Annotated in this window: 13 protein-coding genes; all 13 read right to left on the reverse strand. The window is 32.8% G+C overall.

Features of this window, described 5'->3' with window-relative positions; translation table 11 throughout:
* Positions 1-2 precede the first annotated feature (2 nt).
* The 13 genes from ACIQ0M_RS11640 to ACIQ0M_RS11700 all read right to left on the reverse strand — a co-directional run bounded on the left by ACIQ0M_RS11640 (position 3) and on the right by ACIQ0M_RS11700 (position 17,161).
* Positions 3-4,340 carry a CusA/CzcA family heavy metal efflux RND transporter gene (locus ACIQ0M_RS11640; protein WP_396152424.1) on the reverse strand — a complete coding sequence of 1,446 codons (4,338 nt, stop codon included), beginning with the start codon at positions 4,338-4,340 and terminating at the stop codon, positions 3-5.
* A gap of 85 nt (positions 4,341-4,425) precedes the next feature.
* Complete coding sequence (locus ACIQ0M_RS11645) at positions 4,426-4,803, reverse strand: hypothetical protein (RefSeq protein WP_396152426.1); 378 nt, start codon at positions 4,801-4,803, stop codon at positions 4,426-4,428.
* An 84-nt stretch (positions 4,804-4,887) separates the two neighbouring features.
* A complete protein-coding gene (locus ACIQ0M_RS11650; protein ID WP_396152428.1) occupies positions 4,888-6,276 on the reverse strand; it encodes a sensor histidine kinase in 1,389 nt (462 codons plus the stop codon).
* The gene (locus tag ACIQ0M_RS11655) at positions 6,269-6,931 is read right to left on the reverse strand and encodes a response regulator transcription factor (RefSeq protein ID WP_396152430.1); all 663 of its coding nucleotides are present in this window, start codon (positions 6,929-6,931) and stop codon (positions 6,269-6,271) included. Before ACIQ0M_RS11655 ends, ACIQ0M_RS11650 begins: the two co-directional genes overlap by 8 nt.
* Positions 6,932-6,950: 19 nt before the next feature.
* Positions 6,951-8,549 (reverse strand): hypothetical protein, encoded by a 1,599-nt coding sequence (locus ACIQ0M_RS11660; protein ID WP_396152432.1) that lies wholly within the window; start codon positions 8,547-8,549, stop codon positions 6,951-6,953.
* Between the two features lie 63 nt (positions 8,550-8,612).
* Positions 8,613-9,926, reverse strand: coding sequence for a DUF3570 domain-containing protein (locus ACIQ0M_RS11665; protein ID WP_396152434.1), 1,314 nt, complete (start codon positions 9,924-9,926; stop codon positions 8,613-8,615).
* Positions 9,927-9,984: 58 nt separating this feature from the next.
* The gene (locus ACIQ0M_RS11670) at positions 9,985-10,194 is read right to left on the reverse strand and encodes a DUF4266 domain-containing protein (protein WP_396152436.1); all 210 of its coding nucleotides are present in this window, start codon (positions 10,192-10,194) and stop codon (positions 9,985-9,987) included.
* 67 nt (positions 10,195-10,261) lie between these two features.
* Complete coding sequence (locus ACIQ0M_RS11675; protein WP_396152439.1) at positions 10,262-11,245, reverse strand: FAD:protein FMN transferase; 984 nt, start codon at positions 11,243-11,245, stop codon at positions 10,262-10,264.
* Entirely contained in the window at positions 11,242-11,679 is a 438-nt protein-coding gene (locus ACIQ0M_RS11680) for a thioredoxin family protein (protein ID WP_396152442.1), read from the reverse strand. The genes ACIQ0M_RS11675 and ACIQ0M_RS11680 overlap by 4 nt, the downstream gene beginning before the upstream one ends.
* A 78-nt stretch (positions 11,680-11,757) precedes the next feature.
* Positions 11,758-13,785: a hypothetical protein gene (locus ACIQ0M_RS11685; RefSeq protein ID WP_396152444.1), complete on the reverse strand. Its 2,028-nt coding sequence runs from the start codon at positions 13,783-13,785 to the stop codon at positions 11,758-11,760.
* Positions 13,786-13,815: 30 nt separating this feature from the next.
* Positions 13,816-14,019 (reverse strand): hypothetical protein, encoded by a 204-nt coding sequence (locus ACIQ0M_RS11690; protein ID WP_396152446.1) that lies wholly within the window; start codon positions 14,017-14,019, stop codon positions 13,816-13,818.
* Between the two features lie 15 nt (positions 14,020-14,034).
* The gene (gene fabG / locus ACIQ0M_RS11695; protein WP_276975734.1) at positions 14,035-14,781 is read right to left on the reverse strand and encodes a 3-oxoacyl-[acyl-carrier-protein] reductase; all 747 of its coding nucleotides are present in this window, start codon (positions 14,779-14,781) and stop codon (positions 14,035-14,037) included.
* 115 nt (positions 14,782-14,896) lie between these two features.
* On the reverse strand, positions 14,897-17,161 hold the full coding sequence (locus tag ACIQ0M_RS11700) for a T9SS type A sorting domain-containing protein (RefSeq protein WP_396152448.1): 2,265 nt from the start codon (positions 17,159-17,161) through the stop codon (positions 14,897-14,899).
* Positions 17,162-17,266: the final 105 nt, after the last annotated feature.

The following is a 17,266-nucleotide window of genomic DNA, read 5'->3' on the forward strand; positions in this document are numbered from 1 at the left end:
AATTATTGTACATTAATATATTGCAAGTCTAATTGCGTTTGGTTGTATTGGCTTACGGCAGCTAAATATTCTACCTGTATAGTGGTTGCATTTTCTAAACTTTGTATGAATTGGAAAAAGTCAATTTCACCGTGTTGGTAACTCATGTTAGCTACTTTAATAATCTCTTGAGAAACTTTTTTTCCGTATTGATTGTAGTAATCGATGGCTTGGTTAAATTGTTCTAATTCACTGTTTTTCTGGTTGATGTGTGCATCAATTTTAATCAGTTCATGTTGTTTTTGTTGTTCCCAAGCTTGTGTTTCTAATTTGGCAACTTTAGATTTGGCAACGTTTCCATTAAATAGAATTGGAACAGCAACTCCCACTTGAAATCCATATAACGATTGAGAGATTCCACTATTTCTTCCTTGAAAATATTCCACGTTTACATCGGGTAACCAATTTTGCTTTTGGAGCCTTTCATTAGATTTGTATTTTTTTGTAATACTTTCTAAATAAGAACTATATAATTCTTTACTTGATGTATTTTGTAAATTATTTATTGGCTTAATTTCATTTGTTTTTATACTGATTTTTTCATTAGATTGTACTAAAGCTTGTAATACTTCTAATTGTGCTTTTTTCTCTTTATCTAATTGAGAAAGTTTGGTTCTAATTTGTCTAAACTTTGCTTCGGCAGTTATTTTTTCCAAGTAATTGGTTTCACCTAATTCAAATCTTCGGTCGCTTGCTTTAGAGAAATTTTGGTACAAACTATCTAAATAGCTGTACAATTTTTCTTGATGTTGTATATAAATAATTTGATGATATACTTTTGAAACTTCCAATTTAAGTTTGTTTTTTTGCAATTCGAAAGTAGCCTTTTGACTATCTAATTCTGCTTTATACACCTTTCGTTGAGCACCATAAACCGTTGGAAAAGCATATGATTGTTGCACTCCAAATACTTTTAAAGGTACGTTATTTAGAGCCAAATTATTTTGGTCATAACTATAATACACATTTGTTTTATCAAAAGAATATGCCGTTTTTATTGTTTCATTTGCTTTATCGATTTGCAATTGTCCGGCTTTTACTAATTTATTGTTTTGTAATGCTTTAGCCATAATTGAATCCTGTTCAGCATTATTTTCTTGAGCAAAACCAACGCTTGAAACTAAAAAGAAAAGTAAAATATAGGTTCCACTTACATGCTTTTTAAATTTTGGTTTTTTGAATTCTTTCTCATCAAAAACTTTGAATAAAATAGGTAAAACAATCATAGTTAACAATGTTGCCGTAAACAATCCGCCAATAACTACAGTAGCTAACGGGCGTTGTACCTCTGCTCCTGCCGAAGATGAAATTGCCATGGGTAAAAACCCTAAAGCAGCTGCAGCAGCGGTTAATAAAACCGGACGAAGTCTATCGGTGGTTCCTTTTAAAATGAGTTCGTTTATATCTTTCATGCCGCTGTGTTTTAATTCTTTAAAATGTTCAATGAGTACGATTCCGTTTAGTACTGCAATTCCGAATAAAGCAATAAATCCAACGCCTGCTGAAATACTAAAAGGCAAATCTCGCATCCATAAAAATAACACACCACCTACTGCTGATAAAGGAATTGCAGAATACACCATTAAGGCTTCTTTGATGGAACCAAAAGCAAAATGTAATAAGATAAAAATTAAAAATAAGGCAATGGGCACGGCAATTAACAACCGGGCTTTTGCACTTTGTAAATTTTCAAATTGACCACCATAAGTAACGCGATAGCCTATTGGTAAATCAATTTTAGTATCAATAATTTGCTTAACATCATCCACAACACTCTGTAAATCCCGGTTTCTTACGTTAATTCCCACAATAATTCTTCGATTGGTATTGTCTCTTGAAATTTTAGCGGGACCTTCTGTATATTCGATTGAAGCTAATTCTCTCAACGGAATTTGCTCACCATTTGGAGTAGAAACATATAAATTTCGCAAGTCTTCAATATCGGTTCTTTTGGTTTTATCTAATCGAATGACCATATCAAATCGTTTTTCGCCTTCAAATACGTTACCTACAGTTTTCCCTGCGAAACCTAAAGCAATCATCTCGTTTAAATCGGCAATATTTAAGCCATAACGAGCAATTTTGCTTCGGTCATAATCAACAATCATTTGAGGCAAACCTTCCGTTTTTTCAATGATAATATCCGATGCACCTTCCACATTTTTAATTGCTTTTTCGATTTCGTGTGCTTTTTTGGCTAAAATATCCAAATCTTCGCCAAAAATTTTAATGGCCACATCAGAACGAGAACCCGAAATTAATTCGTTGAAACGCATTTCAATTGGTTGTGTAAATTCGATTTCCATGTTTGGAATTTTCTCTTCTAAAGCTGCTTTAATTTTATCGGCTAATTCATCTTTAGAATTGGCAGAAACCCATTCTGATTTTGGTTTTAGTTTTACGATAATATCACTTTCTTCCATACTCATTGGATCGGTGGGCACTTCGGCAGCACCAATTCTACTGACTACTTGAGAAACTTCCGGAAAATTTTTAAGAATTATTTTTTCAATTTTGGTAGTCGTTTCAATGGTTTTAGAGAGAGAAGTTCCTGTTTTTAAAACGGGTTGAATTACAAAATCACCTTCATCTAACGTTGGAATAAATTCTCCACCCATGGTTGCAAACAATCCAACGGCTAAAAACAATAAGCCAACAGCTCCATAAAGTACTTTTTTAGTATTGCCTATAGCCCAAGTAATTACAGGTAAATACCAAGCATTCAATTTATTGATTAACTGATTGGAAATTGATTTCGGGTTTTCTTCTTGCGGTTTTAAAAACAATGAAGCCGCAACAGGAACGTAAGTAAAACAGAATAACATCGCACCCACCAAAGCAAAACTAAATGTCATTGCCATGGGTTTGAACATTTTTCCTTCTACACCCGATAAGGAAAGAATTGGTATAAATACGATAAGAATGATTAACTGACCAAAAATAGCCGAGTTCATCATTTTTGAAGCACTTTTATAGGTAATTTGGTCTATTTCTAACTGACGTTCTTCTTTCGCTAAACCTACTAAATGTCTGGATTTGTGAGCAATTTGAAAAGCAATGAATTCTACAATAATTACGGCTCCATCGATGATAATTCCGAAATCTATCGCCCCTAAACTCATTAAATTGGCATCAATTCCAAAAATATTCATGAACGAAATCGCAAATAACAAACAGAGCGGAATGACAGAAGCCACAACCAATCCTGAACGCCAATTTCCGAGCAATAAAACGACTACAAAAATGACGATTAAACAACCTAAAATCAGGTTTTCAGCAACGGTAAATGTAGTTTTTCCTACTAATTCACTTCGTTCTAAAAATCCGTTGATGTAAACGCCTTCCGGTAATGTTTTTTCAATTTCTGCTACGCGAAGTTTCACATCTTCAATTACTTGTTTTGAGTTGCCGCCTTTTAGCATCATTACTTGACCCAAAACCTTCTCGCCTTCACCGTTTCCTGTAATCGCTCCAAATCGATTAGCATGACCAAATTGTACTTTAGCAATATCTTTAATGTATATAGGCAAACCCGAATCATTTTTAACGACAATATTTTCAATATCTTGAGCAGAATTTACTTTTCCTTCGCCCCGAATGAAATAGCTTTGATTGGTTTTTTCAATATAGGAACCACCGGCAATACTATTATTTTTTTCTAATGCTGTAAAAACATCAGTAGTAGAAATTTTCATTGCTTTTAGACTTGCCGGATTAATCGCGATTTCATATTGTTTCAAAAAGCCACCCCAAGTATTGATTTCCACCACACCTTTAATACCGGACAATTGTCTTTTTACGACCCAATCTTGAATCGTACGCAAATCGGTGACTGAATATTGATTTTTAAATTCGGGTTTTACTTCTAACGTATATTGATAGATTTCGCCTAAACCTGTGGTAATAGGTCCCATTTCCGGTGTTCCAAAACCTTCCGGGATTTTTTCAGTTGCTGTTTTTATTTTTTCAGCAATTAATTGTCGAGGTAAATACGTTCCGATTTCGTCCTCAAAAACAATGGTTACCACTGATAAACCAAATTTAGATATGGATCGAATCTCTTTAACACTTGGTAAATTCGCCATTTCAATTTCTACAGGATAAGTAATATATTGTTCGATATCTTGCGTAGAAAGATTGCGAGATGTAGTTATAACTTGAACCTGATTATTCGTAACATCCGGCACAGCTCCAATAGAAATTTGGAAAACTGAAAATAAACCAAATCCTATAACTCCTAAAGTAAATAAGAGAATAATTAGCTTATTTTTTAAGCTAAAAGCAATAATTTTTTCTAACATTTTGATTAATTTAAGTACATTAAATGTGCTTCTTTCGTTAAAAGAAGAACACAATAGAATCACAAAAAATGATTATATGAAAATGTTAGGCTATTTTTGGTGGTAACCAAATACTAATCTGTAAGTTAGATTTTAAGGATGGATTATAAAAAAAGCTGTTTTTTATAAAGTTTTGCTCATTAATGATTTGTATTTGGAATTTTTCAAAAGAAACAAATCCGATTACAAAAGAAAAAGTTTCAATTGTTTTAAAAGGCAAATCATGATGGTCGTTTTGATGAGAATGTGAATTATTTGAGTAATGTAATTTTATGAATTCAATGAACGAAAAAGAGAAATTTGCCTCATCATTTTTATGCTCTTTATAATGTTCCATTAAGTTTGGAACCTTAATCAATTGCCCTATGGATGTGTTCGCACACATAAATATGAAAAGTAAAAAAAAGGCAATTAACTTGTTCATTTTGAAATCATTTAAATTTTCATGAAATAGAACTATACAAATTTACGCATTTAAAAAAGGAAAATGCTTAAGAACGGCTTAAGTTTAGTCTTTAAAAATCACACTAAATTTGGTTCCTTGATTGAGTTTACTATCCACTAAAATTTTTATGTTTAACAAATCACTTAGTCGTTTTACAATGGACAATCCTAAACCGGTTCCTTTGATTTCTGGATGATTAGACACATCTGAACGATAAAAAGAATTAAAGATTTTGTTTAAACTTTGTTCAGAAATGCCAACTCCATGATCTTCAATCGTAAAAATAATTTCATTTTGTTGCTTATGAAGATGCAAATTTACCTCACCCCTATCGTTAGAATATTTTAATGCATTCGATATCAAGTTACTAATGATAATTGAAACCAAATAAGTATCCGATTGAATATAAAAATCTTCTGTAAAATAAGTCTTGACTTTCAACTTTTTCAATTCTGATTTTTCAGAAAAGCGAGCTAAATTATCCAAAATTAATGCATTCAAATAAATTGATTCCAGCTTAACATTTTGCTTCTGATTTTCAAATCGAGCTAATAATAACAATTGGTCAATCATTTTATTCAGGCGATCCACTTCCTTTACACAAAAACGAATTTTTTCTTTGTATTCTTCTTCATTTCTTGGTTTTCGTATCAATACTTCCATGGTTCCCTTGATAACAGCCAATGGTGTTCTTAATTCATGAGAAGCATCCGCAGTGAATTGCTTTTCTCTATCAATTGCATTTTCAATTCGATTTAATAAGCTATTTATGTTTTCGGAAAGAATGTACAATTCATCTTTATTTTGAGGTAATGGAATTCGTGTTTTTAGATTGTCTCTTGTAATTTGATTTGAGGTTTCTATGATGGTTTGAACCGGTTTGATACTTCTACCGGCAAAGAATCGGGCTATTAAAAACAGTAGAAGAAGAATTAGTGGAAAAGTTATATATAAAATATTTTTCAGAATCAATACAATCTCAAAATCTTCCATTGACATTGCCACAATCAAAAAACCAACTACTTTGTTGTTATTTAAGATGGGAGTCTGAATTTGCCTAATTGGTATTGAATTTAAAGAAGAGTTGACAAACTTATCATTATTAGCTTCGTCTAACAATGTTAAATTTTTTCCTTTTAAGTTGGGTGACTTGTCAATTTCATCTCCATTGACATCATAAAATTGAACAAAAACCGGATTTACACTAATTGAATTATGTTCCCGAGCTCTCCATTGGTCAACTTGAATTAAATAGGTATCATTATCATCTGTAGAAACATCGTCTAAATGTTTAGTCAATTCATCATAAATCTCTTCATTGATATGATTATTGACACTGTATTTAACCACTTGAAAAATAAAAATAAAAACAATACAAATGAAAACAGCACTACTGATAATATAATTAAAAGCAATTCTGTTTTTAAAAGATAAATTTAGTGCTTTAATCATTGGCAATATACCCTACTCCTCTGATGGTTTTAATTAATTCTTGTTCTTTTGATAAATTGAGTTTTTTTCGAATGGCATTCATAAAAACATCTATCACGCCTGTATCGTATTCAAAATGAATGTCCCAAACATCTTCAATAATATTGGTTCTGGTGCATACATGACCTTTGTTTTTAATCAGATAGGCCAATAATTCAAACTCTCTTTGCGTCAAATTTACTTCATTTTTATCTACAAATACCTGAAAAGTATTTTTATCAAGAACAATATTGCCTAACGTTAAGACTTTATTTTCGTTTTTATTTCTAAAATGAATTTTAATACGCTCCAATAATTCTTCAAAAGAAAATGGTTTTTTAATATAATCATTGGCTCCGGCTTTTAACCCTTCTATGGTTTCTTGAATGGTATCTTTAGCGGTTAAAAAAAGAATTGGCGTTGATTTATCTTTTTTTCGTATTGCTTCACAAACTTCTAAACCGGATAATTTGGGTAACATCCAATCGAGCAGAATTAAATCGGGTTGTTCAGAAAGTGCTTTTTGTAAACCCGTTTGACCATCAATTGCAATGGAAACAGCATAATTCTCCTCTTCAAGTCCTTGCTTTAAAAAAGAAGCTATCCCGGATTCATCTTCTATAATTAATATATTCATTTCATAAAATATGTTTTCTTTACTCCACCATTACTTTTTGAGAAGAGTAAAATTTGTTATCAAAAACAAGTGTAATTATAAACGTTGCTGTCATTTTTTGAGGCAAAACAAATTGCATTGTGTTTTTTCCCGACTGAAAATCTGTTATCTCGCCCTCACTTAAAATTTTTCCATCGAGCGAGGTAATAAAATAAGATAAATCCGCTTCGTATGGTACTACAAATTCCATATCTAATTCACTCCCTTTGATTGGATTAGGTGCAATTGCAAATGATATTGGATTTTGACTGTTTTTCACAGGAATAGACATTGATGGCTCTTTAATCAATTTTACTTCGTAAACAGTTGGGTTGGCTGAAGTTGTATTAGTTTGATTTACCGAAAAAGGATTCAAAGAACTACTACTAATTCCTCCCATCAAATGACCGATAACAAATTCATCACTTGCTATTTCATCTAATTGGATAACCTCGTTGGAATAAGTCGGCAAACTTAAATTCGGGATAAATTCTGCTCCGGCACCGTTTAATAATGGCATTTCTATGGGCAATTTATATTCGTTCAAACTTCCATCGGCACTTCGCGTCACACGGCTAATCGTTTTAACAAATGGAACTAAATTATCTTGAACTAAAGTAGTTCCATTGTAATAATATTGGCTCATTCCACCAAAAAATAAATTGTGCATTTGGTTAGATTCTGCCTCATACAATCCAACTTTTCCGCAATGATAATGACTCAAATATTGGTTAAAACTAGTTTGAGGAAAATGTCCTGAAGCTTTAACATCAACCGGATATAAAAAAGGTAAATCCTGGTTGATTTGAAAAACGCCGGATGAAATTGTAAAACCTAACTCCCCATCAGGAAAAACTTGCGGCATTAAGTTATAATCTCTTCTATGCAAATGAATCGGGTCAGTAATTTGCTCTACCAACGAAAAACTCAATTGATTTCCTGAGTTATCAATGGTGAATTTTCGAATTTGATTGGTGTAAGTCTGCGTAAATGTTGGATTTCCCATCGGGTTATAACGTCCGTCAAAACGATGTCCGCCAATTAAGTAAAAAACATCATTAATTTTGCCTAATTGACCTCCAGTTACTGCAAATATGGAATTGCTGGTTTGTTTGAAATAGTTTGTAATTGGTGCATTACTAATTACTGCATTGATCAAATTTGGTACATCAATAGCCGTTAATTTATCAAAAGTAATATGATCATTTGCCGATGCTGAAAAAGCATAACCCCCAATTATGTATAAAGTTGAACCATCTTGATGAAAATTCATATTGGTGGACTGTAGTTGTTCTTTAATTCCGGTTGGTAAAGAAGATAATGATACTGACCAACTCTGTTGTGTTACTTTATCAACCACATAAAGCGATGTATTATTATTAGAAGCAGGGAAAGCATTAAACGGTTGTCTGGCATGCAATCCATCTAATCGTCCACCTATAATTAGCCATTTTCCATCGGATTGACCAAAGGCAAATGAATGCAGTCCGGGCAATCCGCTAATTGTAACAGGATTCAATTCTAATGAATAATTAAAGTCATTTTGAGCAAAATTAACTTGTGCAATCAACAACAAAAGTGATAAAATATAAGTTTTCATGATTATAATTTTACTCAAAATTACTTCAAAATATGGCCAGTTTATGCCACATTTGTTACACAACTATTCCATAACAAATTTAACTCCGAAGGATACAATATTTGCTTTTAATCCGTCACTTCTCGAATAATGATTATACCTAAAATCAATATTCTTTATACCAAATTTCCAAATTTTAGCAGCTGTAAAAATATCCGTGTAATTTACACCAAATCCATATTGATGTGCATCAAATGTTGATAAATCATAATCAGAAGTATAAAATTCTTCCGTAGAAAGATGTTGTTCGTGCGGAGCAAAATACTTGGATTCTGATTGCGTGTAAAAACGATACATCGGAAAAATGGTAAAACGATCTGTTATTTTATAAGGCAATTCAATGCTTGCCGTGTGTGAGCTAATGCCCCAATTATCAGTATAGAAACGATAATAGGTTCTGAAAACAAATTTTTCATTGATGTAATAATTCAAACGAGCACCAATTGGCAGCTTGAATCGACTATCCGGTAAGCGTTCAATATCGTCAGCTAATTGAAATTCATTGATAAACGAATCATTCACGTCAGCAAAATAAACCCTTTGATACGGTGTAGAAAGTAAACCTTGTTGTTGCAATACATCCACAAAAACTGAAAGTTGTGCACGCTTATTCAATACTTGCGAAAAACTTAATGAAAGAGCAAATGAATTTCTGTTTTTTTCCGGTTGAAACACAAAATTAGACGGGTTGTAATTGGTGTTTCCAGTGATTGTAAAATCATCAAAAATTCCACCATTTAGTGTATTACCATTATCGGCAAAGTCTTGTAATTCTTTCGGATAAATGGGTTTCCAAGTATCTAAATACACATTTGCTGCAATGCCAACTTCGGTATTTTTATCGTTGAATAATTTAGTTAAACCACCGCCAAAACCAATAGAAGAATAATCATATTCCACAGAACCGGATACATGTGCATTCCAAATCGTATTTCGATCATCCGAACTATGACTGTAATTAACCACTAATGTTGTTAATACATCCTGAGCAGAAGCACCCGAACTCGCTTGCCACGGACTGGGCGTTGCACTATCAAATGGATTAATGTTTCCTGATGAAGCCGATGAATAGGCCGAAATACCCATATCAACGGTCAACACATCGTCATCATTTAGTGGAACTGCCACCACAATGGTTGGCGTAATATCGGTTAATTCTTCCATCCCTTTTCCTCCGGAAACAGCTGAATGAATTCCGTCTTGTTTATAATAGCTCATTAAAAAATCAACTTCAATTGACTCTAGCACTCGTTTTTTATATACGACTGTTGAATCTTGTTCTTGAGTAAACCCGATTGCAGATATAAAAAGAAGAAAAATAATGCTTATATTTTTCATAAAAATGTGTTTCAAATTGTAATAACCTATTAACCTCCTAAACTTTTAAACTTCTAAACTAGTTACATCCACAACCTCCACCGGTCTTACCACCATTGGCTCCAGCTGCAGCTTCTCGATAGACTTGAAAATTGGTTTCAAAACGTTCTGAGGAACGTGCGGCTAATTTCATATCGGGGTCATTTATTTTTTCTTTTTCGTATTCTTTTACTGAATTGCAGGATTGTAATGCGATTAGAACTAGGGCAAGAATTGCAGTTTTTTTCATATATTTTTTCTTTAGACCTCACCCCCAACCCCTCTCCAAAGGAGAGAGGAGCGAGCGAAGAAATTGTTTATTCGTATTTTTTTAAATCAATATTTTTAGAACTATGAACCACACCTTTTTCATCGACGATAATGCATTCAATTCCTTTAATTTGGTTCACTAAATCGAGTCCGACCTCAATACCTAGAACGAAAATTCCGGTCGCTAGTGCATCGGCGAGTTCTGTGGTTTTGGCAAAAACCGATACACTAACTATTCCGGTAGCAGGATAACCTGTTCTTGGATCTATAATGTGTGAATAACGCTTTCCGTTAAACGTAACAAACTTTTCATAACTGCCCGAAGTTTCTACCGCACTGTCTTCTAAAGGAAATGTAGCAAACACTTTATTTTTATTCATTGGATTCACGATGGCTATTGTCCATGGTTTTCCATCAGGTTGTTTTCCCCAAGCGAAGATATCACCAGAAACATTCACAATCCCTGATTTGCAACCACTTTCAATTAGTAACGCTTTGACTTTATCGGCAATATAACCTTGTCCGATACCGCCCAAACCGAGCTTCATTCCTTTGTTTTTTAAGAAAATAGTCGATTCTTTTTCGTTTAAAATGATGTTTTGATAACCAACTTTTGCCACGGAATTTTTAATGGCTTCCTCGGTTGGCATTTCTTTCATGCTTCCGTCGAACTTCCAAATTTTATCCATCGAAGCATACGAGATATCAAAAGCTCCGTTTGTTAGTTTCGAAATTTTAATGGCTCTTTCTATCAATTCAAAAACCTCTTGATCTACTTTTACCGGTGCTATGCCTGCATTTTGATTGACTTTTGAAATTTGTGTAGTTGGAATCCAATCGGAAATTAAATGTTCAATGCGTTTAACTTCCTCTATTGCTTGATTAATATACTGATTTGCTTGAATGGTATCGGTTGCCACAACCGTCATTTCAAACGGACTTCCAAGCATAAATGTTTTTTTACTATGCACAATTTGAGCCGATGAACTCGACACAATCAACACTAGTAAATATTGAATTAATCTTTTCATTTTTTTACAAAACTATGTAGCAATTGAATGTATTCTTCTGCAGAAACGTTTTTAAAACCTGTCATTCCTAACACTTTTCCGTTGGGATCTAACAATACAACCAATGGAAAACTTCCTCCTTTATTATACTTTTCGGCTAACTTTTTATTTTGTTCAGTTAGTTCTGGAGCCAATTGATTGGCCTTTTTCTTTGGAAAATCGGCTTTGTAAGTTACCCAGTTTTTTTCAGCTTCGGCTTTAAATACGTCTGACATCCAAATGTTTTTTTCCAATTTCATACAAGGTGCACACCAATCGGAACCGGAAAAAACCAATACAATATTTTTGTTTTCTTTGGAAGCAATCATTTTGGCTTCCTCAAAATTAGTTTGCCAATTTTGAGCATAAAAAACACTAATGGTAAAAAAAAATAGAATAGAAATATAATTTTTCATTTGCTTTATTTTGATGTAAAATTAACGCAAATGAAGTCACATTATTCTTGTGAAGAATTCAATTAAGTAAATCTTAAGTTAAAGTAAGCCGTTATACTTTCTGATAAACCATTCCGAAGCAAGAGCCAAAGCAATAATGACGAGCAACCAAACCCAATCAATTATCGGTGTCTTTTTTACAATTTCCTTCTGAATAGGTTTGTAGTTTTCATTAGCCAAAAGCGATTGAATTAATTCATCCACTTGATTGGCTAAATAGGTTTTTCCATTCGTGTGACTGGCCAATTGATTCAACTTAGTATAATCCGGATTCACGAATTGCTTTTCTATATCAAAATCTAGCACTTCAAAAAAGCCTGAATAGGAGGTTTTGGAATTGTTTTCTGTTACGGTAAACGAGTAATTTCCGGCAGAAAGTCCGTCTAAATTTACTTTATACGAATTGGTTGATTTCAATAAATCATACGATTTTGTTTGATTTGTTGCTTTATTTTTTACGGTAATGGATAAACGAGCATTATCGTCAAACTCATAATTTTTATTGAAATATTGAGCATTAATTTCGATGGCCTCACCTGAATTGTAGAAATTTTCGTGCGTCACCACCAATGATTTTCGGGCATTATTGGAAGATAAAAACTGAATGGTTTTATCAACAAACACATCAAATTTTTCAAAACTTTGTTGGTCGATGTGGCTTTGCAAACGCCATTTCCAGATGTTTTCACCTAATAAAAAAGCCGTACGTTTTCCTTGATTTTCGGTGTATGCCAATAAAGGTGAATCAAGTTCTACATTGCGAATTCTGGCACCAATTAATTTATCATAGTTCGATTTTGACGAAATTGTTCCGAAAGGATTTTGCAACGGTGGAAAGTTTTCAAATCCAATATTATCAATAGCAAAAAGATTGAATTGAGATGAAAAAGTAGCCAAGTAATCTTCTTGTTGACCACTCATTTTAAAATCGAAAGTAGTTTGCTGTTGATTCAAAAAATTGAAATCAGTGTGCAATCCCGTTATAATCCAAGTGTTTAAATTGGCTAGATTATTTTTTTCAAAAACCGATTTAAATTCAGTAGTTGGTTGATACAAAATCAACACATTAAAATCTTGTAACGAATTGATTTGATTCGGTTTAACAATAGTTACTTTACGTTGTTGATTCGATTCAATCGCACGTTTCAACGCACCGATATCGGGATGATTCATAGCAGAAACAATAGCAACTTCTGTCTTTTGATCGATGATTTCAACCGCAAAATTCTTGGTGTTGTTGTAGGTGTTTTTTTCCTGTTCGGAAGAAGAAATCGTTGCTTTAAAAACTTGAACTCCCACTTTTTCAGCCGGCAATAAAACAGTTATTACTTTTGATTTTTGACTGTTTGAAAAGCTCACGTTTTGTCTGCTCAAAACTGAATTTCCTTGTGAAATGGAAAAAGTAGCATTCACATTTTTATTTCCGGAATAGTTGACAAACACTTCGACCGGAAATTTATTTTTTAGAAAAGCGTATTTGTTGACGTTGAGTTGACTGATTTTTAAATCTAAAACCGAAGTTGTATCTCCCAAAACAATAGGGTAAACCGCTTTGTTTTCGTCAAAAGAATAAATATAATCGCTTCCTTGCGTTTGGTTACCGTCTGTTAGTATTACCGTGGGATGATTTACGCTTTTGTGAATACTTTTTAATCCCTTTCCTACTCCATCAATTCGGGTTTGCGTTCCTTTGAAATCGTATGATTCTGTAGATTCCAATTCATTTGAAAATTGATAGGATTGTACTTCAAATTTTTCTTTTAAATCGGCACTGGAAATCAATTTTTTATAGACTTCTAAAGCGGATTCATTCGCTTTGAGTTCGATGACTGATGATGAATTATCAACAACAATTGGCAATGGAATTTTAATGGTCTCAAATGATTTTCGAGTAAGAATAGGGTTGATTAATAAAACCAATAATCCGAAAACGGCAATAAAACGCAAAAAAGCCAAGAACCAATTGATTTTTGAATTGGATTTGGCTTTGTAGAAATACTGATAATACGAAATAATACCAGCAAATATAACTGACAAAAGTAATAGTAATACAGTGGAATTGTTCATATTATTAAAGTAGATTTATCTACTCATTAACTATTTGTTCAAAAAATCATTTTTATCATTCAACATTTTAAAAATAAATACTGCTCCCGCTATAATTTTAGTAAACATACCAATAGTTAAAATAAAATTTCCGGTTAGAGGTCCAATTTCAAAATGTAATATTTTTAATAAAGCACCAAAAATAGTTATGATTACACTGATGACGAAAAGTATTATAATGAATTTATACTTCATATTTTTATAAACTTTTTACGTCAACATTCCCCCATCTACATTCATCACTTGTCCGGTTACATAAGCACTCAAGTCGGAAGCTAGGAAAAGACAAGCATTGGCTACATCTTCCGGTGTTCCGCCACGTTTTAGTGGAATAGAATCTCTCCAGCCTTGTACCACTTCTTCGTTTAATTTTCCGGTCATTTCGGTTTCGATGAATCCGGGTGCGATGGCGTTGCAACGGATGTTTCGCGAACCTAATTCTAACGCAATTGACTTGGTAAAACCAATCATTCCGGCTTTTGACGCAGCATAGTTGGCTTGTCCGGCATTTCCTTTCACACCCACAACCGAACTCATATTCACGATAGAACCTTTGCGGTTTTTCAACATTACTTTTTGAACGGCTTTGGTCATGTTGAAAACTGATTTTAAATTGATTTCGATTACTTTGTCGAAATCTTCTTCAGACATTCTCATTAAAAGGTTGTCTTTTGTGATTCCGGCATTGTTGATTAAAATATCGATGGTGCCGAATTCTGCCAACACATCATCAGCTAATTTTTGAGCTTCATTGAAATCGGCTGCGTTTGATTTATATCCTTTGGCTTTAATTCCTAAAGCGTTTAATTCGTTTTCTAAAACCAAAGCTGATTCAGCAGATGAACTGTAGGTGAATGCTACATTTGCTCCGTGTTGAGCAAAAACTTTAGCGATTCCGCTACCAATTCCGCGACTGGCACCGGTGATGATGGCCACTTTTCCTTCTAATAATTTCATTGTATAAGTCGTTTGTTTAATGATAAAGCAAAGATAAGAAAAACCTTTTCAGTTTTCGCTTTAAAATAAAAAAAGCCCTACCGAAGTAGAGCTTACTGTTTGATAAAAAACACTTTTATTGTTTGATAAATTTTGCCGTTGAGCTTCCTTTATCTGTAAACACTTTTGTAAAATAATTTCCCGATTGTAAGTTTGAAACATTTATTTCTCCATTTTCAGCATGAATGGTTGTCATTATAATTTGTCCGAGTGTGTTGTATATGGAAATCGATTTTACTTCCATTTCACTTTTTACTTTAATATTTAAAACATCTTCTGCCGGATTTGGATAGAGAGTAAAATTAGTTTCAAAATCAAAATCTTGATTACTCAAAGGTTCTTCTACAGTTGTGGAAGTTGTATTGGTGATGATAGGGAAATTATAATCAAAATAAATACTTGCTGTGTTTGTAAATTCATCACCTAAAACCAAATTCGGTTTCGTTTTAATTTTGAAAGCTACATAACCATCGTTATTTTCATCATCAAAAGGAAGGTTGATGTTTTCGAAAATGAATTCAACTTTATTACCATTAATTCTGGTAAAGAAATCATGACTGCTACTTTGTGGAACTAATGTATTAATTTCAAATTTTGTGGTATCAATTACATCGGCAATTACTACATTTTCGGCAGCAAAAGTTCCTGTGTTTTCAAAACGGATGACATAATGCACGTATTCACCAACCATTTCGGGGGAAATTATATTACCTTCTAAACAGGTTTTGTCGTTTGGATCGAAGGAATTGACAACCGTTTGATTTAACGTAAATGTATTGTCATTTGGTGTTTCATCCGTTGCTCCAGCAATAGTGGCAGTATAAACTAAAACATCACCATCATTTACGGCAGGTGTTTCCACTGGGGAGTTGATATTGAAAACTAAATCTATTTCTCTCGTTTCAAACAGATTTAAATTTGTAAAATTCCAATTTAAAGTGTTTGTTCCTGTACCATCTACTGTTGGAATTGACGAAACTAAGTCCATAATCGAATCATCAAAACTAAATGTTAGAGTGCCATTTGCGATTTGATTTCCTTTATTTTTGTAAATTATTTTGTATTGAGCATTGAAACCAGGTCGAGCTACACCTATTGGAAGTATGATTATTTCTAAATCATTTTTTATGCCATTGGGAGTTATGCAAAAATCTTGCGTAAACGGACTCGCTTGTGTAGGAAAATTTACATTTACGGTTGTTGGCGAAATGTTAAAATAACTTGGGTTTTGTAAAACAGGAGTTACTATATGCGTTCCTGTTTGGAAAGGAATGTAATAATTGCCTGATGTATTAGCAATAAAACTACCTGTATTAGTACCATTGGTTATAGAAAAATTTAGATTGGGATAATTAATATCGTTAACATCGCAACCGCTGTTATTAAAATCTAATTTTGTGATACCCGTAATTTCATAATAAGTGCCACCAGGTGTAAACGAGCAGTAACTGTTTACATGGCAATTTGTGTATCCATAGTTACTTATTAATTGTTGCATCAAAGCCAAATCTTGTTCATCAGCACAGATGTATTGTAGAATTGGGTTGTTATTAAAAAATAAATTAGTATCGTAATTATTTTTTAAATTTAAACTCGTTAAATGATTGTAGGTGCATTCCAATTGTGATAAAATTACATTTTGAGAAACATCTAAACTCGTTAATTGATTGTAATCGCATGTCAAATGTTGTAAATACACATTTTGAGAAACATCTAAACTCGTTAATTGATTGTTGTAGCAATACAACTGTTGTAAAATCACAGCTCCAGTAACATCTAAACTCGTTAATTGATTGTAATGGCAAGACAAATCTAATAAATTCACATTTTGAGAAACATCTAAACTCGTTAATTGATTGTTGGTGCAACTCAATACTTGTAAATCCACATTTTGAGAAACATCTAAACTCGTTAATTGATTAGAAAAGCAATACAAAACTCCTAAATTCACATTTTGAGAAAAATCTAAACTCGTTAATTGATTAAAGGCACAATCCAAAAGTATTAAATTCACATTTTGAGAAACATCTAAACTCGTTAATTGATTGTCGTAGCAAAACAAAACTTGTAAATTGGTAAATGCTTCAATACCTGTTAGATTAGAAATATCAGAATCATCAACTTCTAACGCCAAAATATTTTGTGCTTCGCTTAGTTGTATTTGTCCATCGCCATTGGTATCAATAGCAACCCAGTTTCCTGCAAGATTTTGTGTTACAAAATTACTCGCACTGGCACTCAACAACTTTGCCTTAAAATTCGCATCAGGAATATCCACGATTTGAGCATTACCAATAAAAAAAGTAATAATAAATAAAACTAAAGTGTAAATTTTCTTCATAAAAAATTTGATTGTCCGCAATTACCCATAATTAAATAAAAAGCCTTATATTTGATAAAAAAAAGCGATGAATTTATTCAGTTTTACGGCAAATTTTGGAAGTGA

The organism is Flavobacterium sp. (assembly GCF_044339515.1).
GTDB lineage: Bacteria > Bacteroidota > Bacteroidia > Flavobacteriales > Flavobacteriaceae > Flavobacterium.